This is a genomic window from Glutamicibacter sp. NPDC087673, from assembly GCF_044743255.1.
Lineage (GTDB): Bacteria > Actinomycetota > Actinomycetes > Actinomycetales > Micrococcaceae > Glutamicibacter.
The window spans coordinates 126,448-146,662 of sequence record NZ_JBIUWB010000003.1 but is presented as its reverse complement, the minus strand read 5'-3'; the positions used below and the strand labels follow the sequence as shown (position 1 = coordinate 146,662).

Below are 20,215 nucleotides of genomic sequence, written 5' to 3'. Positions count from 1 at the left end.
GAGCAACCAAGGAACTACATGTGTGCCAAGTAAAAATGCCCCGCTACTTGTTCTCAAGTAGCGGGGCATTTTCAGCAGGACCCAGTCCCGCCGGAACAGAATCCCTTAGCCGTGGCGACGTGCGTTGCGGCGGAACAGCAGGAATGCCGCACCGGCCAGGGCCATTGCGCCACCGGCGGCGATCAGCGGAACGCTGTTCGAACCGGTATCCGCCAAAGGATCGTCCTTCTTAGGAGTTTCCTTTGGAGTTGCAGACTTGCTTGGCTCGTCGTCCTTCTGGTCCTTCGGAGCTTCCGACTTGTCGTGGTCCTCCGAAGCGGAAGGAGAGGTGCTCTCCGATGGCTTGTCGCTTTCGTCCTCGGAAGGCGATGGCGAGGTGCTCTCGGAAGGCTTGTCGCTTTCTTCTTCGGAAGGCGATGGCGAGGTGCTCTCGGAAGGCTCAGTAGTTGGTTCCTCGGAAGGCTCCACAGTAGGTTCCTCGGTCGGTTCCTCGGTTGGCTCCTCAGTCGGTTCCTCGGTTGGTTCCTCGGTTGGAGTTGGAGTCGGCGCAGCAACGATCAAGACGTTGGCGTTGACCCGCTCAGAGGTGTTGAAGCCGTTCTTGGCCACAACGCTGAACGCAAACTTTCCTGGTTCTTCCGGGGCTGGGAACGAGAAGTTTCCTTTAGCGTCCAGCTCAACCTTCTTGTAGAGCTTGCCGTCAACGACCACACGGATGATGGTGCCAGCCGGAGCATTGGCAAGGGTACCGGTGATTGCTTCACCAGGTTCAACTTCAGTACCGTTTTCCACCGTGATGGCAGGGGTATTGATATGGAATTTCAGCGTGTAGCCATCAATGTAGCCCTTGTCGAAGACATCATCGAGCGAGGTGTACATGGCGATGTCATCAGCGGTGTTTTCCTCCAGGTCTTCACCTGCGGCGTTGGCCGAGTTGATGCCTGCAGCCTTGCTGCCAACGAGCATTGGGCCACCGGAGTCACCCTGGTCGAGCACGCGCTGGCCAGGATTTTCAGCGACATAGCCAGCAACTGAACGGTAGGTCTGGTCCGAGCCACCGACGAAGAAGACACCTTCGCCGACGATCGGGGAGCAGCTCCAACCGGTAGTACGGCCCGAAGAGCAAGCTTCCGACCCGACGAGAGCCTTGGTCGTGCCAGTCACGTTGATAACGTCGTCGCGAGGTTCCTTGCCGTCAACCCATTCGGACACAGCAGCATGCAGGTTCAGCGCAGGATTGATGTTATCGATCACCGAGATATCCGTGCCTGGTTCCAGGTTATTGAACTCTTCCTCGGTCAAGGAGTTCAGTTCGTCGGCAGATAGGCCCGAATTACCCGGACCACCGAACTGGTTGAATCCAAAGGTACCCAGCTCGGCACCCAGCGTTGGCGATTGGCCTGGTACCGACTGTTCGGCAAGGCCCAAAATCTTGGTGGCGCCATCTTCCGAGCAGTGCCCAGCCGAGATGATGGCATCTTCACCCTCTGCGGTCCACGCAGTGAATCCGAGCGAGCAGACCGTCGACGTGCTAGTAGGTGCGCCGGACTTGTCCATTGCGTAACCCAGAGCACCGTAAATATCCTCTGCGGCGGTGGTCTTGGCAACACCCGAGCTTTCTACACCGTCAACGTGCGTAGCTTCGCTGACGAACTGCTCAACGGTCAGCTTCTCAGGCAGGGAGCCAGCGGACTTGGACTTCAGTTCGTCCGCAGCTTCCTTCTCGTCGAAGCCCTTTGCGTAGATCTTCAAGCCATCGTTGGTCTGAAGGATAGCGGTGATGCGCTTCAGTTCCTTCGGCTCGATGTTGGCCAAAAGCTCGGTGTAGACCTTGTCTACGGTCTTGACCTGCGAGTCAACTTCGGTCACCACGATAGGAGCCGGAGCTGCACTGGCCTTGACGATCTCCTTGGCCTTGGCAGCGTCCTTCTTGCTTACGGTGATCTCGGCTTTGCCGTCCTTCACCGAGGCAGTGGCGTCAATGCCTTTCGCATTCAGTTCGTCGCGGACTTTGGAAGCAGCGTCGCTGGTCTCCCCGTCCTTGACGTACTCTTCAACGGACTTATTGAGGTCCTTCTCAATAGCCTTGTCGAGCCCCTCGGTGTCCAGAGCGGTTTCGCTGGCCAAAGGCTTCTCGCTTGCCGTAGCGGACGCAGACGGCGATTCGGAGGCCGTTGGCGCCGCTGCGGCAGGCATGAAGCTAGAGCCGACCACCAAGGCGGTCGCGGCTGCTGCAACGATGCCGCGTTGCGCAGTCTTCTTTTTTGGATGTGGCATTAATGCTTCTCCCAGATTTATGGTGCGAGTGCCCGCGCGTCCCCTTACCTAAGGGCGCGCGCGTAAGCACAGGTGTTGTTACCAAAATGAAACAATACTTGGTTCCGACACAGCTTTTCAACCATCGAATCCAACAAAAATATAAATTCCAGAACCCGTTTCACCTAGTCAAATAGCTCTACCCTCATCGAGCTTGGTTACAACTTACGTGCCAGTAGTATTGGTTTAAGATTGGACTTCTCTTTCTAATCCCTAGTCAGCTTGGTGGATCCTGAGTGTTGTCGCGAAATTTACACACCAATTGCACAGCAAATCGGGTGGGATGGAAATCCATCCGAATTAATTCCATTAACCTAGAAAAATAGCGCCAGATGGGTAGTTCTACCCATCTGGCGCTATCAAAATCGCCGGTTGCTACGGCGTGTCATCTGATTACTGAACGCTGATCGAGCGGCCAAATCACCTCGGTCGCTTTGCCCGTGACGCGCTCGACGCTGATCATTCCGCCGCCGCTTGCGCCCAGCAATGCCCGCGAATCCTTGGAAGTGGAGCGGTGATCGCCCATGACCCACAAGCGGCCAACCGGCACTTCTACGGAAAACTTCTGTTCGCTCGGAGCATCCCCGGCGAAGATGTACTGCTCGTCTGCAGGCTCGCCGTTGACGAGCAGTCGCCCATCGGCGCTGCAGCATTCCACGGTGTCTCCCCCAACGCCAATGACGCGCTTGACGTACTTATTGCTGCTCCCGGTGAGGCTGAACGCCCCCAGCAGATCATCAGCGAAGCTGGCCTTGGCGTAGGGCAGGAACGAGCCGCGGCCATCGAAGACGATGATGTCTCCGCGTTGCGGTTCGGCATCCGAGTAAGCGCGGCGGTCTACGGCGATGCTCTGGCCAGGGTTGAGCGTGGATTCCATGGAGTTGGACTCGATATGGAAGACGTCGATCAGGGTGGCGCGAATGACGATGGTGGCCAGCAGACCAAGAATGATGGCGAGTACAGCGAAGCGCCAGACCCATGAAAAGGCCCGGCGCTTCATTGTTGCCCGCTCAGTGCGTGCAATCCGGTTCATTGAAGAACGCAGATTACTTCTTTGCGCTGAAGTCGCGCTTCTCGCGGATGCGAGCAGCCTTGCCGTGACGATCGCGCATGTAGTACAGCTTTGCACGACGAACGTCACCCTTGGTCACAACCTCAATCTTGTCGATGATTGGGGAGTGAACTGGGAAGGTACGCTCAACACCGGTGCCGAAGGAAACCTTGCGAACGGTGAAGGTCTCGCCAACACCCTGGCCCTGGCGACCAAGGACGTAGCCCTGGAAGACCTGAACACGGGAGTTCTTGCCTTCGATGATGTTGACGTGAACCTTCAGGGTGTCGCCTGGGCCGAAGGCTGGAACGTCGGAGCGCAGCGAGGCTGCGTTAACAGAGTCAAGAATATGCATAGTGCATCTCCTAGGATCAATGCCGCAGGTCACCGAATCCTCGTAGCGGGGCCCGACACCGGTCGAAACCAGTGAAATCCCCGGAACGTTGTACCACCGATTGCCTCTAGCAAACGGTGCGGCGGTCTTCTGTTGCTCGAGCTTCCCCCTGCGGCAGGAGTCGAACAAAAACACACCAAGAAACAATTATGCCGTATCAGCGAAGCCGATGCGAGTTTGCCCGAAATGGCTTTCGAGTGATTTTGGCCTCTTAGTCGCTCTCGGTGCCGGCGCCGGTAGCCCAGTCCAATTCGGACTTGGGGGTTATGGCACCGTCAACGAGCGCGAATCCGCTGTGCCATAGGGCATCGCGGTCCCTGCGGTTCAGGCTCTCGGCATCCAGCTGCGTGATCAGGTCGGGGCGACGCGCTGCGGTGCGCTTGATCTGCTCGTCGCGGCGGAACCGTCCCACCCGCTGGTGGTTGCCACCGAGCAGCACCTCGGGGACATCGCGGCCGCGCCAGGAGGCCGGCTTGGTGTACACCGGGTATTCCAGCAGAACATCCGAGTGGGATTCTTCTACCAGCGATTCCGGGTTGCCGATGACTCCTGGGATCAGCCGGGCGATGGCTTCCACCATCACCATCACGGCCACTTCTCCCCCGTTGAGCACGTAATCGCCGATGGATACGGGGATGACGTTGAAGTTCTCGTGCGCGTATTCGATGACGCGCTCATCGATGCCTTCGTAGCGGCCGCAGGCGAAGACCAGATGCTCTTCCTCGGCAAGGTCGTAGGCCATCTGCTGGTTGAAGACGGCGCCTGCAGGCGAAGGGACAATCAGGGTTGGCTTGGGGCCGCCAGCATCGGCTGGGCGCACCGCGTCCAGTGCCTGTCCCCATGGTTCCGGCATCATCACCATGCCGGCGCCGCCACCGTACGGGGTGTCGTCGACCTTGCGGTGCTTGTCGGCAGTGAAGTCGCGCAGGTTGGTGACGTTCAGATCCAGGATGCCGTCTTCGGCGGCGCGGCCAATCAGCGAAAGCGAGAGCGGCTGGAGGTACTCAGGGAAAATCGAGATGACGTCAAGACGCATGGCTTACTTTTGTCCCTCTTCGTCGCTGCCGTCTTCATCGCTGTTCAAGGTCAGCAGGCCTGCCGGCGGGGTGATGACCACGATGCCGGCTTCCGGATCGATCTCTGGGACGAATTCGTCGACGAACGGGAGGTAGATCTCCTGGCCGTCAGCGTCTTCGAAGACCAGCAGGTCCTGGGCGGGGTTGGTGCGCAGTGCGGTGATGGTACCGACCTGCTCGCCATCGAGCATGACCTTCAGGTCCAGCAGTTCATGCTCGTACCATTCGTCCGAGTCGTCTTCCGGCTGGTCGGAAACTTCAATCTCAAGGCGCGCGCCGCGCAGGGTTTCAGCCTGGTTGCGGTCGGCGATTTCCTTGAAGGAGAGCAGCAGGATGGTCTTGTTCCAGCGCGCATTGGCGATGGTCAGCGTCTTGACCGGGCCGTCGACGACGATGAGTTCTTCGCCAGCGGTGAAGCGCTCTTCCGGGGTGTCGGTCATGACCTGGGCGGTGACTTCGCCACGGATGCCGTGGGGCTTGCCGATGCGGGCAACCTGCAATCGCATAGTCTGCTGCTCTTTCTGCACTGTGTTCCGTGGCGTGTGCCGGGAGACTGGAATGGAAATTCTAGGGGTAAACACGAAAGGAGTTTCCGTCACTAGTTAGGACGGAAACTCCTTTCGTTTCGAAGCCAACTTAAAAGCCAGACCTCTAAGTTGCTTAGCCTCGGCGACGGTCGGTGTCGATTACATCGACACGTACCGGCTCCTTGGCCAACGCTGCCATTACGGTGCGCAGTGCTCGTGCGGTGCGTCCCTGGCGTCCGATCACACGACCGAGATCCTCAGGGTTCACACGTACTTCGAGCAGGTCGCCGCGGCGGGTGGACTTCAAGGCGACCTTGACGTCTTCCGGTTCCTCGACAACCCCGCGTACCAGGTGGTCTAGCGCGTCAACGAGCACTGTTACTCAGCCTCGGTAGCTTCGGCCTCTGCCTCTTCAGCAGCTGGCTTTTCAGCCTTCTTGGTGATTGCCTCTGGGAGGATCACCGAACCCTTGTCAGGAGCAACGAATGCTGGCTTAGGCTCGGCAACCTTGTAGGTGCCTTCCTGGCCATCGATGCCCTTGAACTTCTGCCAGTCACCGGTGATCTTCAGCAGTGCGTGTACCTGCTCGGTTGGCTGAGCGCCAACGGACAGCCAGTACTGTGCACGATCCGAATCGATCTCGATAACCGATGGGTTCTCGGTTGGGTGGTACTTGCCGATCTCCTCGATGGCACGGCCATCGCGCTTAGCGCGCGAGTCCATGACGACAACGCGGTAGAAAGGTGCGCGCATCTTACCGAAGCGCTTCAGACGAATCTTTACGGCCACTTTTGTGGTCTCCTGTTTCTCAACATGGTCGAATCCAATTTTTAGCACCTGTGGGGCAGGCCTTACTGGTCGGATTCTAAAAGGACAGGACTCATAGCGGAGAGAGGGGCCACTGCGAATCGAGTACCCTGCAATTATGCCAGAGAGCGTGCGCGGTGGCCAACTCTAATTGGCCCCGCGCGTCGGGCGAAGATCATGAGCTTGCTCACCCTGGGGCCTGCGCCCAGCTGCAGCTTCTAGCATTGAGTGCATGACCGTTGCTTCCGCCTTGCTGGGTTTCAGTATAGTTGCCGCCCTGATGACGTTGATTCCGGGTGTCGATACCGCGCTGATCCTGCGATCGGCCATTGCCCGGGGACGCGGTGAAGCGCTGCTGGCGGCGCTGGGGATCTGCACGGGAGTATTCGCTTGGGGTGTGGCCGCGGCCGCGGGAGCTTCGGCAATTCTGGCCGCCTCATCTCTGGCCTACCAGGTGCTGGTCTATGCCGGCGCAGCCTATCTGGTGTTCCTGGGCGGGCAGATGATCCATCGGAGCCTGCGGGGCAAGCAGTTGGCCACGATCCATGTCCCGGTATCGCACAGCAGGTATCGAACCTACCTGACCGGGCTGGTGACCAACGTGCTGAACCCGAAGATCGGCGTCTTCTATATCGCTGCGATCCCGCAGTTCACCCCGGCGGGCACCAACGCCCTATTCATGGGCATGGGGCTATCGGCGGTGCATGTTGCACTGACCCTGGTGTGGGCAGTGGCCTTGGTATACGGGGTTCGGATCGCTGGCCGCTGGCTGGGCTCAGCGAAGTCGGTGTCCTGGATGGACCGGATCACCGGGACGGTGCTGATCGGTTTCGGACTGAAGGTCGCGCTCTCGCGCCCATAGCATCTTGGCCACGCCGGCAGGTGCAGCAGTTCGCGGCTCCGGGTGCTCAGGCGGCCACCGGAACACTGTTTCTTCGCGGTACCTGCATCGGGTCCAGGTGCTTGGGCAGCAGGATGTGAGCCAGTCCCCCAACGGTAACCAGGGTCAGCAATCCTGCATGAATGGCATGGTGGTGCCTCCGGCACAGGCAGCTGCCATTGCGCGATGAAGTGCACCCGCCACGTTCCCACCAGTTGTCGTGATGGTATTCGAGCATTTCAGGCGGTGCGGTGCATCCCGGGACGATGCATCCGCGGTCGCGGGCGAAAATTGCGCGCTTCATTGCATCCGTGAAGAAGCGTTCCTTGCGTCCTACATCCAGCGGTTGCCCATCGGGTCCGAAGACCACCCGGTAGATCTCGCCTTGGCAGATCAGCTGTGCGGTGTCCACGGAATCGAGTTTCACCCCGTGGTCGGAGGTGGCGCGAAGCTTGGCCGGATCTCCAAGATCCTGCGGATCGCGCAACTGGATATGGATGCCGATCCTTGGAATGATTCCATTGGGCGCGGCACCTGCCGTGCGCCCTCTCAGCGCGGCCAATAGTGCGTTGAGCCGGCGCTGGGCCACCGGAACCTCCCCATCGCCAAGCAGCAGGGACGCTTGGAGGCCTTCGCCTGCTCCGCCTGCGCCGCGCGTTTCCTGCTCATCAACAAGCTTGTCAGGTTGTTGCTGCGCTCCGGACAAGGATTCTTCCTCCCCGTGCCCGTCCTGGGCCCATGGCGGTGGTGGTTCCTTGCTGCTGAACAGGTCGTCGGTGGCTGATTGCCCGGCATTTGCCCCGGGATCCGCTTCCTGCTGGTCCTCTGAGGCGTTCTGGCCATCATCAGGGGCAGCGCCTGAACCGGATTTGGCGGCACGGGCGGCTTTGCCTGCTTTGGTACGCGGGTTATCGGCCTGGGCCAGGGTGGAGCGGAATTCCTCGCGCTGGGTCCCGGCGATGTAGAGCTCGTACTTGTCGCAGTCGCCCACGGTGCCTCGCGGATAGATTCCGGGTGCCGGGTTCCTGGTTTGCTTGCGGGCCCTGCGCTCGGCGGAAAGCATCGCCGCGAGCTGGGTCTCGCGGGTGGCACGGTCAGGTTCCTGCAGCAGGGCCGCGGCTTGGTGATCGAGCAGTTGGCCCTGTTCATTGCGGGCGGCCGGTTCCAGCGGCCGGCCTTGGAAGCTCGTGTCAGCCGGCTCGAATTTGTCCAGTGCGCGGGCCGTGCGGGCAATCAGCCGCGGGTCCAGATCCGGCGCTTCGGCGTAGAGCCTGGCCAGCTGGGACAAGCGCGGGGCGGCGGTGCTGCCATCCATGAGGCGCCGGGCGATGAGCAGGTGCGCGTCATTCACCCGGTGCTGCCCCTCATGGGCGTTGATCCCCAGCCAGCTGGCCAGGAAGTCGCCGGTGTTCTGGTAGTGGGCGCGGCCTGAATGCTGTCGGGCGGGGCGGTCGTAGCTGGTCCGCGATGCGGAAACGGCCGCCAGCTCATCGTCTTCCAGCAGGTGGGCGCCGGTTGATTCGAGATGGATAGCGCAGTGCAATTGCTCCCGCAGGGTGTAGCGGTAGAGCGTTTCAATCAGCCGTGCATGCCCCGCCGCCACCCGCGGGTCATCGGACTCGCGCAGGGTGCAGGAGAGCTTGGCCAGCAGCGCGCAGCAGGAAGCCATCAGCTCAAGGAGCACTTGGATCGCTCCGCGCGGGAGCGACCCGGTGATGGATTCGCGCAGGATCTGGATCGCTGCGGCTAGCTGGTGGATGCCCATGGACCCATCATGGGCGCGGCCAGAGGCCCGAGCTGGCAGCCATCGCCAGCTGTGGATAAACCGCTAGCCGCGTTGGCGGACCTTGGATTGGCGGATGACCAGGAAGATCAGGTACGGGGCGCCAATCACCGCGGTGGCCACCCCGGCGGGCAGGATCACCGGGAAAGCCCGGGCCGCAACCAGGTCGGCCAGCAGCACGAAGATCGCCCCGATCAGCGCGGCATGGGGCACCGGCGGGATGGTGCCGCGGGCCACCAGCCGCGCGGCATGCCCGCTGGCCAGCGCAACGAAGGCCAGCGGCCCGGCGATCACGGTCGCGGCAATGGCCAGCAGCGAGGCGATGCCGAGCATCAGGACCCGGTCGCGCCCCAGGTTCATGCCCAGCGCGCGGGAGGTATCCGAATCCAGCGCCAGCACCTCGCGCTGGTTGCGCAGCAGCGCGGCCGCGGCCAGTCCCAGCACGATGACCACCGGCGCGAAGGCCAGGTCGGCCCAGGAGATCGCGTTGATGGTCCCGGCCAGCCAGGTCAGCGCCTGCTGGGCGTTGTAGATTTCTCCCAGGGTCAGCATCCAGGAGGTCAGTGCGGCGCACAGCCCGGAGAAGCCCAGGCCCACCAGCACCAGCCGGTTGCTTTCCAGGGAACTGTGCCAGACCAGCGCGAAGACCAGGGTCGAGACCAGCAAGCCGCCCAAGGTGGCGGCAATGGGCAGCCCGTAGTGCACCAGCAGTTCCGAACGCCCGCCGGCGTGCACGCTCAGGGCCAGCACGGCCACTGCGCCCAGGGCCGCGCCGTTGGTCACCCCGAGGATGTCGGGGCTGGCCAGCGGGTTGCGCGCCACGTTCTGGGTCAGCGCCCCGGCCACTCCGAAGCCGGCCCCGGCCAGCACCGCAGCCACGCTGCGCGGCAGCCGGAACTCGATGATCGTCAGCTCGGTGCGCGGATCCGGGGCCGCGCCGAAGTGCGTGGCCACCACATCGCCCAGCGCGATCGGGGTGCCCCCGATGGCCAGGTGCAGGCAGAAGGCCGCGAGGGCCACGGCCAGCAGGATCAGGCCGGTAGCCACAGCGCGCCGGGCGCGCACCGCGGAAGCGGGGGTGCGGATCGCCGGGGCGCTCATACGGTGACCGCCTTGCGGCGCCGGGCCACGTAGATGAAGAAGGGCGCGCCGAGCAGCGCGATGACCACGCCCACGGGCAGTTCCCCGGGGCGGGCCAGCATGCGGCCGAGCACATCGGCCACGCACAGCAGCAGCGCGCCGCACAGGGCCGAGCCGGGAATCACCCAGCGGTAGTCGGCGCCGAAGATGCGCCGGGAAATATGCGGTACCAGCAGGCCCAGGAAGGCGATCGGCCCGGCCAAGGTGACCGCCAGCCCGGACAGTGCCACGATCGCCGCCAGCCCCAGCCCGCGGGCATGCAGGGCGGTGACCCCGAGGCTGCGGGCGGAATCCTCGCCCAGGGTCAGCGCGTTCAGCCCGCGGGCATTGGCCAGCGCCAGCACGGTGCCGGCCACCAGCAGCGGCCACAGCGACAAGAAGGATTCGTAGCCTTGGACCACGGAGCCGACCTGCCAGAAGCGCAGGGTTTCCAGGGCGGCCTCGCTCAGCAGCACGATGGCCGAGACCACTCCGGCGCAGAGCGCGGTGACCGCCGCGCCCACCAGCAGCAAGGTCATGGGCGACCCCCCGCGTCCGTCGATGCGCCCGATGCCGAAGACCACCAGGGCCGCCAGCAGCGCTCCGCCCAGGGCCAGCAGCGCCTGGGTCCACGCCGGCAGCGGACCGGTGAAAGCGGCGACCGAGACGATGGCCAGGGCCGCGCCCTGGTTGATGCCCAGCAGGCCGGGTTCGGCGATCGGGTTGCGGGTGTGGCCCTGGATCAGCGTGCCGGCCATCCCCAAAGCGGCGCCGGCGGCCAGCGCGGTGACGGTGCGCGGCCAGCGGATCTCGCGGATGGCGATGTCGCTGACCTGGCCGTCGGGGGCCAGCAGCGCGTGGCGCAGCTCGGCGAAGCTGGAGGTGGTGCTGCCGATCCACAGGCTGAGCCCGATGGCGGCGCCCACGCCGGCGGCCAGGGCCAGCAGCGAGCTGATGCGCGGTGTGGTGCGGTCGATGGTCGGTGGCCTTTCTCGGGCCGCGCGGTGCGCGGCGGGTGCGTGCAGGATATGCGAAGCAATGATGTCGCAGGACCTTGACCGGGACGGCCGGATCCATGCTACTGTTCTTCTCGCGCGCTAAGCTTACCCTTGCCTAAGTGGGGCAAGCAAAAATACATCATGCGCTAATTAGTCAATCACCTTCATGGAAAGCACTCGCATGCACACTCCCCGCATTCTCGCCCTGAGCGCCGCACTGGCCGCGGCCGCACTGGCCCTGTCCTCCTGCGCCAGCTCCTCCCCGAGCACCGAGCCGGCAGAAACCGCCGCCACCGCGGAAGCCGATTCCAGCTTCCCGGCGGCCATCAAGCACTTCCGCGGCACCACCGAGCTGGCCGAACGCCCGCTGCGCGTCGCCGCACTGGACCCTTCCTACGTGGATGCCGCCATGCTGCTGGGAGCCGAGCTGGTGGCCTACACCGAATACCGCAAGGGCAACAACCCTTTCCCCGAGTACCTCGGGGACATCACCGAGCTGACCGATGAGGCCGTGAACGTCGGCACCATCACCGAACCGGATCTGGAAAAGCTGCTGGCCACCGAGCCGGACGTGATCATCTCCGCCGACGTGCGCCAGGGCGCCATGTACGACCAGCTGAACAAGATCGCCCCGACCATCTTCTCCGAGTCCACCGGACCAACTTGGAAGGAAAACGTGGTGCTGCTGGGCGAGGCCCTGGGCAAGAAGGAGCAGGCGGTAACGGCCGTGGCTGACTACGAGGCCCGCGCCGCCGCGGTGGGCAAGGAAATCCTGGCGAAGAAGCCCGAGACCACTTACTCGCTGGTGCGTTTCGCCGGCGAGGACACCGCGCGCCTGTACGCCACCGATTCGTTCATCGGCGAGATCATGGTGGACATGGGCATTCCGCGCCCGGAGGATGCCCCGGATACCACCGAGTCGATCTTCGTTCCGCTGTCGCCGGAGGAAATCCTGAAGGCCGACGCCGAAGTGATCTTCCAGTCCACCTGGGCCCCGGAAGGCGCCGAGGGCGACGCGTCGCGCGCCCAGGAAGACAAGTTCACCTCCAACCCGTTGTGGGAGAAGCTGGAAGGCGAGGTCATGCAGGTCGACGACTCGATCTTCCTCTCCTCGGTGTCGTTGCAGGGCGCCCACGAGGTCATCACCCAGGTGGCCGAGCACTTCGAGGTCGACCCGCAGCTGCCGTAAGCGGCGCCCGGAAAACCGGCAATTAAAATACTCGAGTCCCTGCCCGGCGTCGTTCGCCATAGGCAGGGACTCGATTCATTTACCGGCTCCGCGCGCGGGAGCCGGTGCCAATCAGTGGTTATCTGGCAGCTTTGCGCACCGGATCGACAGCGACCTCCGCGTGCTTCAGCCGCTTCTCAGCGCGCTTTTCCTTGATGCTCTTGCCTGGTTTTTTCGCTTCGCCCTTGCGTGGGGATTTGCTCGACATGACGTGCCGTCCTTTACCGGAGACGCGCTGCGCCTCCAACAAGTGTGAGGAGAGTACCCCATAACCTGAACCATAGGAAGTTTCGCGCCGAAGAGCAAGGGCTGGAGCCTTCCCGGCGATTCTCCCACGGCGTTCGGCGAGCGCCATGGCGTTCTCGAAGATACGTTCGAATCCGCGTTGGCGGCCTCTGCGGCCACTGGGCCCGCCTTGAGGTGCAGCTCAGGGAAATCGAGGCCGACACGACGGTGTCTTCCCAGCGCCCGCCTAGCTTCACCGCGTAGTCTGGAGTTTGGCGCGAGGAACTGCATATCCTCGCGCGAAATTAACTTTGCCGTGGTCAAACTAAGGATCATTCTCCGTGGATATCAGGGAACAGCAGTTGGACGCCTACATGGTCACGTGGAAGCTCGAGCGCGAATTCGGCGGGATGACCACCGTCTGCACCCAGCGCGCGGCCGCTTTCGCCCAGCGGCACGGTTCTGCCGCGGTGGTGACCTTCGGCCCCAACGAACAGCTCCCGCAGATCGTTGAGGAACTCGCCGCGCGCGGTAAGCTTTCGCCCAAGGTCCGGGTGCTCAATCCCTACCTCCATCTGGCGGACCATGACCTGCAGCCGCAGGGCAGCATCCCCGAGCGGAAGGCCGAACCGGGCTGCCTGGACTTCACGGTAAGCGAGTCCGTCCACCACCCTGGCCAGGACGCCGCCTTGTTCTGCGAGCACAGCGTCGCAGGCCCCGAAGACGGGATCAAGAAGACCACGTATTACCGCGCCGATGGCACCGCCTTCTTGTCCGATATGAAGTTCCATGACGGGAAGGCCCGTCGTATCGTTGAGGCTTTTGACCACAGCGGAACCCTGGTGGCCCGCTTCCCCAGCGCGGCGTCGTTCTACCGCCATTGGCTGTCGCAGATCGTCGACCACCCGAACTCCTTGGTGGTCATCGACAGCAAGTACACCGCGGCCATGCTCGCTTCCTGGAAACCGGTGCACGTGCCCAAGGTATTCGCGTTCCACAGCATCCATGTGGCCAAGGGGCAGGACCTTGCCAGCGGCCAGCTCTCCAAGGGCCACGAACCCATCATCGAAGAACGATCCAACTGGGATGCTTTTGTCTTCCTGACCCACGCCCAGCGCCAGGCCTATGTCGACCGCTTCGGCGAAGCAGACTCGGCATTCGTCATTCCCAACCCGCTGAAGCCCGCAATGGTGCAGCCACCTATGCCGGCACGCAGCTCGACCGACCTCATTGTTGCCGGCTCGCTGACCCCCAACAAGAACGTAGCCGCCGCCCTGGATGTCCTCCACGAGCTGGCCCTTCGCGGCAAGCGGCCGACACTGCACGTTGTGGGCGAGGGCAGCGAACACGCCGCACTGGCGGAAAGGGCCGCCGAGCTGGGCCTGCGCGAGTCGGTAATCTTCCACGGCTACTCCGACCAGCTCCCCCGCCACTTCGCTTCCTGCACGGCCCAATTATTCACCTCGACCAACGAGGGCCAGGCGCTGGTCATCCTCGAGGCCCAAGCCCAGGGATGCATCCCGGTGTCCTTCGACATCAACTTCGGCCCTGCCGACAGCATCACCGATGGGCATAACGGCTTCCTGGTCCGCCATGGCGATATCCAGGCCATGGCCGACCGGGTGCAGCAGCTCATGGACGATCCCGCCCTGGCCGCCCGGATGTCGCAGCAGGCCCGCACATTTGCCAGCGAGTACCAAGCTCGCGATCTAGTCTCACTTTGGGAGGACACCATGTCCATAGCCAAGATGCTCAAGAAGCTCGGCGCGAAGAACCGCGTCCCGCATTTCGAAGCAAAACTGCGGGGCGTCGACTTCCCTGACGGCCAGGGATTGCAGGTGCGGGTGGAGCATCGGGCCCACGTCGAAGACCTGCCCGAACCGGCAACCTTCGAGCTGGTCTTCGTCAATCGGGACAGCAAGGAAGAAATCGCGGCCGTGGCCAGCAGCAGTGTGGACGAGCAGCTGGCGGTCTTCGATGTGGAACCGCAGCTCTTGGGCGAAACCCAGGACCAGGATGCAGCGGTGGACGTGAACCTGCGCCTGCGCGTGGGCAAGGCCATGGAAATGAAGCGCCTGGGTCTGCCCGAAACAATGATCCTGCCGTACTTCACCACGCACAAGAACCTCTCCTTCCGCCCCAAGCAGTAGCCGGGCAGCAGCTCGCATCCAGCGCGCGTTCGGGACTTGCTGACAATTCTCCAAGTCCGGTCCCATAAAGTCGATCGCATGCGAATTCAGATGTCCCAACTGCGACCGCTGCTCAAAAGCCACCGGATCCTCATGACGGTTCCGGGCATGAAGGATTTCCAGGACACCGGAAGCACCTGCAATCCCGAGGCGTGGATCAGCTACCAGGAAGACCTCGCGCTGGATCCCTACACCACCTTCTGGGGAACCAGCGGAACAGCCCTTCCGCGCATGGGCGCGTTCTCTTACACCCATTCAAAGCTCAACAAGGCCATCAGCGTCGGACGGTTCACCTCGATCGCCAAGGGCATGACTGTCATGGGAGCCAAGCACCCCCTGGAGTGGGCATCGACCAGCCCGGTGTTCTACAACCAGCGGCTGCTGATGCGCACCTACGCGGCTGATCACGGCGCGGAACTGGGCACGACGAAGTACGGCTACACGCCGGGGAAGATCTCCATTGGCAACGATGTATGGATCGGCGAAAAGGTCACGCTGGGCCATGGGGTCGCCATCGGCGACGGCGCGGTCATCGCCTCGAATTCCGTAGTCACCAGCGACGTCGAGCCGTACACCGTGGTCGGCGGCCTGCCGGCCAAGAAGATCCACGACCGCTTCGATGCGCCGACCGTCCAGGCCCTCCAGGCATCGCAGTGGTGGCAGTACGCCCCGGAGAACCTGACCCACCTGGACGTGGCCAACCCGGCCGCCTTCGCCCAGCAGGTGCTCAAGCAGGCCGGGGCAGGGAATGTTCGGCCATTCCGGACGCGTCCATTGACCGCCAAGACCATTGCCGAGCACCTGGAGGCCCTGGGCACCGGAACCGGGTGAAGACAGGAAGTGTCCCCGGCGCGCTCGCCGATTCGGCGAGCGCGCCGGGGACAATGAAGCCTCGGTGCGCCGGATCCGCGTTAGCCTACGGCGACGCGCAGTTCGTTGTTCCACGGGTCCCGGAAGCGAAGTTCGGCTCCGGTGTGGTGGTTTGCCACCTTGGCGTAGGCCAGCCGCTCGGCCAGCTTGCCTACTTCTTCTTCGGTCGGGACGTTGATCAGCACTTCGCCCAGCCCCAGCGTGTCCTTGCGCGGGCCGGCTCCGCGCGAGTTCCAGACGTTCATGGCCATGTGGTGGTGGTACCCGCCGGCCGAGACGAACAGTGCCTGCTCGCCCAGGGTGGTGGTTTCGTCAAAGCCCAGGGTGCTGACGTAGAACTGGCGGGCGGTTGCGACATCGCCCACCTGCAGGTGCACGTGGCCTACATCCGCGGCGGCCTTGCGCTGTCCGGCAATGGACTGCTCGGTCAGGTGCTCATTGAGGAACGTGTTCGGATCCAGGTAGATGGTGTCCATGGCCACCTCGCCGCCGTTCCAGCTCCAGGTCTCGCGCGGGCGGTCCCAGTACAGCTCGATGCCGTTGCCCTCCGGGTCGGTGAAGTAGAACGCTTCGGATACCAGGTGATCGGAGCTGCCCACGAAGCGGCTCTGGTCGAACTGGGCTGCCGACAGGACGGTCGCAGCCAGATCAGCCTTGGTGTCGAAGAGCAGCGCGGTATGGAACAGGCCCGCTTCGTTGCGCGATGGGAGCTGCAGTCCTGGCGCGTTCTGCAGGTTGACCAGTTCCTGGGTTCCGCGGCCCAGGCGGGTGCCTTCGGCTGATTCGGCCAGCACTTCAAGGCCCAGGGCCTTCTGGTAGTACTCGCTCATGGTTTTCATGTCGCCGACCTTGAGCTGGACTGCGTTCATGTGGGTGGTGGCCGCTAGTTTGTCTTGCTGGAGTACTGACATGGCAAGCTCCTTTTCCAAGTGCATCGATTCCTTATTGATTAACAGCCTATCGCAAATTACTTGATGCTTCAATGAAATTGGGATGTTCAGCCGATCACAGCGAATTCTGTTCCGGGGATGGCATTAGCCTCCCCTGCTCGCACACCAAGAACCCCCGCTGCCAAAACCACGAAGGCCATCCGGATTTCCTTGCGGCGGCAGGGTCGCTGTTTGCCAGTGCCATAGAACTCACCAGCAGTGGCGGATCGGAGAATCGCGGTACGGCCACCCGGGTTGCCGATGGCGATGGCGACACCATGGATGCCAAGGTGGCGGGCGCAGAAACTCGAGTCCAGCTGCTGAACATCGACATCCCCGAAGCCATTCACCCGGGCAATGGGGTCAAATGCCTCGGGCCAGCGGCTGCCGAATATCTTGAGCACACCCTGCCGGCAGGACAAAGAGTCAGCTTGGGATTACAACGTGCCCTGCACGGGCCATGCGTGCCGGACCCTTGCAGCCGTCCATGGAAGCGATCTGCCCATCAATAGGGATATCGCCCGCACGTTCCCCTCGAAGCGCCGCGATAACGCACGCCTGCCAGGCGACCGAATGCTTGAAACCGTTCACTAACGGTATCTGGCCTGCAGGATTGCCACCGCGCGATCATCGGCAATATAGACCAGTCGATTAGCTTCATCGATGCGGCGCGACCATGCGCCAGCCAGGGTACGCCTCAACAGTTCAGGCTTGCCAATACCCTCAAATGGGTCACAGCGCAGCACAGCCTCAATCAACGCATGGATACGCCTGAGCGTTTTGCGATCTTGGGTCTGCCAGTGGAAATAGTCTTCACAGCCGGCAGTCGTCCAGGTCAGCAGTCTTTCACTCAGGGATCAATAGGTCCACGCTCGGACACTTGGCTACCGCGTACCGCTTCCAGCGAAGCAAGCAGGCGGAGCGCATTCCTCGGCGAGCGCAGAAGGTAGCTCGTTTCCACCAGAGAGTCATACTCATCTTTAGACATGAGGACTGCAGATCCGCGCTTTGACAAGATCTCCACTTCGGCATGGTCAAGATTGACTCGTTCGATCAAGCCGAAAAGATCGCGGCGCGCCTCACTCGCTGTGATTGCCATGCCCCTCCTTGGTCAGTACTGGATATGGTACAACTTCTAGCCGTCTTCGAGAGACTCTATCCCCAAGTGCAACCCGATCCCTGTTTCCATGGGGCATCGCAGTTGATACTCAGATTTCACGGAAAATGGGCTGCCCGGACAAAGCCGCTTGGCTTTAACCATGGGTCACCCAGTCCCATTTCTTGGTCGGCACTTAATAGAGGATAGGTCTGGACTGCTCGTGGATCCAGATCAATCAACAGCACGTTTCTACCCGCTTCAACTACTCCGGTCGCAAGCGAAACCGCTGATGCGACAACAATGGAACAGGCAGACGAGCTCGCCGATCAGGCAGATTCCGCAGCGGCCCCGGGCCACACTGCAGCCACTGCATTCCATGCCATTGCCCCGGCGTACGGGTTGCATCCGCGAGGATCGGTAAAACCACTGCCCTGGAAATGCAGCATTAACAGCCCTGGTCGAAGACCTCAAGGCCAAAAACGACGAAGCCTGCGTCCGGGCAGTCGGACCCCAGAAATAATGCAAGGCCACACGCCGCGGCTGCAGACGGGATATCGGGAACAAACTGCTAGCTGGGCTCTGGTCACCGCGTAACCAGGGACCGGGATTCAGTCCGACTTCGCACAGCAATCATGGGGTGGCCCGGTTTTATATCGGTGGCGATCTTCCACTCGCTAGGACTTCCAAGTATATTGACTGGTGATCCACCTCACCTTGGGTTTTGGTGGTTTACCCAGAGCTACGGAAGGTTAGTTGTGAGCGTTACCGAAGAATTCAGAGCAGCCCGTGACCGTCTCCTGGAGCTAAGGGAGGATTACCACCAGGCTCGCGCCGAGTTCGCCTGGCCGGAATTCACCGAGTTCAATTTCGGCTTCGACTGGTTCGACCACGTCGCCCGGGATCCGCAGCGCTCCGAGCGCCCAGCACTGGTCATCGCCGAATCCGACGGCAGCTGCACCCAGCGGACCTGGGCAGAACTATCAACCCGGTCCACCCAACTTGCGCGCTGGCTCAGCGACCAGGGTATCAAGCGCGGGGATTCAATCGCCATCATGCTGGGCAACCAGGTCGAGCTTTGGGAATCGATGCTGGCAGGCATCAAGCTGGGTGCGGTCATGGTCCCCTGCACCACGCAGCTGACGCCCACCGATCTGGCCGACCGCATTGCCCGCGGCCATATCCAATGGGTCGTCACCAACGAGGGCGAAATCCCCAAGTTCGAATCGGTGCCGGGCGATTACACGCTGATCCAGATCGGCGGGCAGCCACCGGCCGGAATCCTCGACTACTCCCAGTCATCCTCGGCAGAAGCGGCCTTCGCCCTGGAGCACCCGACCCGCGCCGATGAAACGCTGCTGCGCTATTTCACCTCCGGCACCACCTCGAAGGCCAAGCTGGTCGAGCATACGCATACCTCGTATCCGGTCGGGCACTTGAGCACGATGTTCTGGATCGGCCTCGAACCAGGCGATGTCCACCTGAACGTCGCCTCGCCGGGCTGGGCAAAGCACGCGTGGTCCAACTTCTTCACCCCGTGGATCGCTGAAGCGACGGTCTTCATCTACAACTACGACCGCTTCGACCCAGTGGCCCTGATGAACCAGATGGACGCCCAGCAGGTCACCAGCTTCTGCGCGCCACCGACGGTCTGGCGCCTGCTCATCCAGGCCGACCTCGGTGCGCTGGAGCATCCGCCGCAGAAACTGGTCTCGGCCGGCGAGCCGCTGAACGCAGAGGTCATCGACCAGGTCCACAAGGCCTGGGGGCAGGTGATCCGCGACGGGTTCGGGCAGACCGAAACCACGGTGCAGATCGCCAATCCCCCGGCAGAGCCCATCACCATCGGCGCCATGGGGCGCCCGATGCCCGGCTACGAGATCGTGCTGCGCGATCCGGCCACCGGGGAAGAAGGCGATGTGGGCGAGATCTGCCTGGTCACCGCCCAGCGCCCGCTGGGGCTGATGAAAGGCTATTTCGAGAACGAGGAAAAGACCAATGAGGTCTTCCGGGACGGGGTCTACCACACCGGGGATATCGCCGAGCGGGACGAACGCGGCGTCCTGACCTATGTGGGGCGCGCCGATGACGTCTTCAAATCCAGCGACTACAAGATCAGCCCTTTCGAACTCGAATCGGTTCTGATTGAGCATCCGGGCGTGGCCGAAGCGGCCGTCGTTCCAGCACCGGATGAGCTGCGGCTCACGGTGCCCAAGGCCTACATCGTCGCGTCCGGCGGGCATGAGCCCGGACCGGAATTGGCCGAATCGATCCTGGCCTACTGCCGCGAGCACCTTTCGGCCTTCAAGCGCATCCGCCGGCTGGAATTCGCGGACCTGCCCAAGACGATCTCGGGCAAGATCCGCCGGGTGGAGCTGCGCCAGGCTGAAGAGGACCGGCACCGCGCCGGCGCCCCCGCGGGCACCGAATACAGGGACACCGACTTCCCGAATCTCAAGGGATAGGGACCTCCAGCATCCAGGGCGCCTTCCGGACATGGCTTCGGCAGGTGCCCTGGATTCGCCTTGCGATGAGAGCATCCAACAGATTCTGTCTGCGCGCGAAGTTCGAGGGCAGTGCACTTCATTCGGAGTCGACGATGCTGGTTCCTATGGGTTTGTTTCCCGAGCTTTTCCGCACCAGAAGTAAATAGCCTGCCGCGCCACGCCAAGCTTCCGAGAACATTGAAACATTGCGTCCAATGGCAACCGCCGCGAAAGCCCTGAG

The 20,215-nt window shown here is 62.5% G+C and carries 20 protein-coding genes; 6 read left to right on the top strand and 14 right to left on the bottom strand.

The window, feature by feature from the left end:
* Positions 1–105 precede the first annotated feature (105 nt).
* The 7 genes from ACIOTL_RS08195 to rpsP all read right to left on the bottom strand — a co-directional run bounded on the left by ACIOTL_RS08195 (position 106) and on the right by rpsP (position 6,153).
* The gene (locus tag ACIOTL_RS08195; RefSeq protein ID WP_400342330.1) at positions 106–2,277 is read right to left on the bottom strand and encodes a S1 family peptidase; all 2,172 of its coding nucleotides are present in this window, start codon (positions 2,275–2,277) and stop codon (positions 106–108) included.
* Positions 2,278–2,701: 424 nt separating this feature from the next.
* Complete coding sequence (lepB, locus tag ACIOTL_RS08190; protein WP_332727385.1) at positions 2,702–3,349, bottom strand: signal peptidase I; 648 nt, start codon at positions 3,347–3,349, stop codon at positions 2,702–2,704.
* A gap of 13 nt (positions 3,350–3,362) precedes the next feature.
* Entirely contained in the window at positions 3,363–3,722 is a 360-nt protein-coding gene (gene rplS, locus ACIOTL_RS08185; RefSeq protein WP_105657733.1) for a 50S ribosomal protein L19, read from the bottom strand.
* A gap of 250 nt (positions 3,723–3,972) precedes the next feature.
* On the bottom strand, positions 3,973–4,797 hold the full coding sequence (trmD, locus tag ACIOTL_RS08180; RefSeq protein WP_105661210.1) for a tRNA (guanosine(37)-N1)-methyltransferase TrmD: 825 nt from the start codon (positions 4,795–4,797) through the stop codon (positions 3,973–3,975).
* Between the two features lie 3 nt (positions 4,798–4,800).
* On the bottom strand, positions 4,801–5,343 hold the full coding sequence (gene rimM / locus ACIOTL_RS08175) for a ribosome maturation factor RimM (protein ID WP_133833441.1): 543 nt from the start codon (positions 5,341–5,343) through the stop codon (positions 4,801–4,803).
* Between the two features lie 154 nt (positions 5,344–5,497).
* The gene (locus ACIOTL_RS08170) at positions 5,498–5,740 is read right to left on the bottom strand and encodes an RNA-binding protein (protein WP_038991490.1); all 243 of its coding nucleotides are present in this window, start codon (positions 5,738–5,740) and stop codon (positions 5,498–5,500) included.
* 2 nt (positions 5,741–5,742) lie between these two features.
* Complete coding sequence (rpsP, locus tag ACIOTL_RS08165) at positions 5,743–6,153, bottom strand: 30S ribosomal protein S16 (protein ID WP_105657730.1); 411 nt, start codon at positions 6,151–6,153, stop codon at positions 5,743–5,745.
* Positions 6,154–6,403: 250 nt separating this feature from the next.
* Here rpsP and ACIOTL_RS08160 point away from each other — a divergent pair, with 250 nt between their 5' ends.
* On the top strand, positions 6,404–7,033 hold the full coding sequence (locus ACIOTL_RS08160) for a LysE family translocator (RefSeq protein WP_400342329.1): 630 nt from the start codon (positions 6,404–6,406) through the stop codon (positions 7,031–7,033).
* Between the two features lie 46 nt (positions 7,034–7,079).
* Here ACIOTL_RS08160 and ACIOTL_RS08155 read toward each other — a convergent pair whose 3' ends face one another.
* From ACIOTL_RS08155 to ACIOTL_RS08145, 3 genes are all read right to left on the bottom strand, one after another.
* The gene (locus ACIOTL_RS08155; RefSeq protein WP_400342328.1) at positions 7,080–8,816 is read right to left on the bottom strand and encodes a hypothetical protein; all 1,737 of its coding nucleotides are present in this window, start codon (positions 8,814–8,816) and stop codon (positions 7,080–7,082) included.
* 63 nt (positions 8,817–8,879) lie between these two features.
* The gene (locus tag ACIOTL_RS08150) at positions 8,880–9,935 is read right to left on the bottom strand and encodes a FecCD family ABC transporter permease (protein WP_400342327.1); all 1,056 of its coding nucleotides are present in this window, start codon (positions 9,933–9,935) and stop codon (positions 8,880–8,882) included.
* Positions 9,932–10,879, bottom strand: coding sequence for a FecCD family ABC transporter permease (locus ACIOTL_RS08145; protein WP_400342326.1), 948 nt, complete (start codon positions 10,877–10,879; stop codon positions 9,932–9,934). Before ACIOTL_RS08145 ends, ACIOTL_RS08150 begins: the two co-directional genes overlap by 4 nt.
* A gap of 253 nt (positions 10,880–11,132) precedes the next feature.
* Here ACIOTL_RS08145 and ACIOTL_RS08140 point away from each other — a divergent pair, with 253 nt between their 5' ends.
* The gene (locus tag ACIOTL_RS08140; RefSeq protein WP_388021878.1) at positions 11,133–12,140 is read left to right on the top strand and encodes an ABC transporter substrate-binding protein; all 1,008 of its coding nucleotides are present in this window, start codon (positions 11,133–11,135) and stop codon (positions 12,138–12,140) included.
* 118 nt (positions 12,141–12,258) lie between these two features.
* Here ACIOTL_RS08140 and ACIOTL_RS08135 read toward each other — a convergent pair whose 3' ends face one another.
* Positions 12,259–12,387, bottom strand: a complete 129-nt coding sequence (locus tag ACIOTL_RS08135) for a hypothetical protein (RefSeq protein WP_286134218.1) — start codon at positions 12,385–12,387, stop codon at positions 12,259–12,261.
* Between the two features lie 358 nt (positions 12,388–12,745).
* Here ACIOTL_RS08135 and ACIOTL_RS08130 point away from each other — a divergent pair, with 358 nt between their 5' ends.
* Entirely contained in the window at positions 12,746–14,554 is a 1,809-nt protein-coding gene (locus ACIOTL_RS08130; RefSeq protein ID WP_400342324.1) for a glycosyltransferase, read from the top strand.
* A 78-nt stretch (positions 14,555–14,632) separates the two neighbouring features.
* Entirely contained in the window at positions 14,633–15,424 is a 792-nt protein-coding gene (locus tag ACIOTL_RS08125) for a CatB-related O-acetyltransferase (RefSeq protein ID WP_400342323.1), read from the top strand.
* Between the two features lie 80 nt (positions 15,425–15,504).
* Here the strand turns inward: ACIOTL_RS08125 and ACIOTL_RS08120 are convergent, their stop codons facing one another.
* Complete coding sequence (locus ACIOTL_RS08120) at positions 15,505–16,374, bottom strand: VOC family protein (protein ID WP_400342322.1); 870 nt, start codon at positions 16,372–16,374, stop codon at positions 15,505–15,507.
* Between the two features lie 71 nt (positions 16,375–16,445).
* On the opposite strand from ACIOTL_RS08120, the gene ACIOTL_RS08115 reads away from it, so the two are divergent.
* A complete protein-coding gene (locus ACIOTL_RS08115; RefSeq protein WP_400342321.1) occupies positions 16,446–16,904 on the top strand; it encodes a thermonuclease family protein in 459 nt (152 codons plus the stop codon).
* 78 nt (positions 16,905–16,982) lie between these two features.
* Here the strand turns inward: ACIOTL_RS08115 and ACIOTL_RS08110 are convergent, their stop codons facing one another.
* A complete protein-coding gene (locus ACIOTL_RS08110; RefSeq protein WP_400342476.1) occupies positions 16,983–17,231 on the bottom strand; it encodes a Txe/YoeB family addiction module toxin in 249 nt (82 codons plus the stop codon).
* A gap of 11 nt (positions 17,232–17,242) precedes the next feature.
* Positions 17,243–17,491 (bottom strand): type II toxin-antitoxin system Phd/YefM family antitoxin, encoded by a 249-nt coding sequence (locus ACIOTL_RS08105; RefSeq protein WP_133833449.1) that lies wholly within the window; start codon positions 17,489–17,491, stop codon positions 17,243–17,245.
* A gap of 755 nt (positions 17,492–18,246) precedes the next feature.
* On the opposite strand from ACIOTL_RS08105, the gene ACIOTL_RS08100 reads away from it, so the two are divergent.
* The gene (locus tag ACIOTL_RS08100) at positions 18,247–19,953 is read left to right on the top strand and encodes an AMP-binding protein (RefSeq protein WP_133833450.1); all 1,707 of its coding nucleotides are present in this window, start codon (positions 18,247–18,249) and stop codon (positions 19,951–19,953) included.
* Positions 19,954–20,215: the final 262 nt, after the last annotated feature.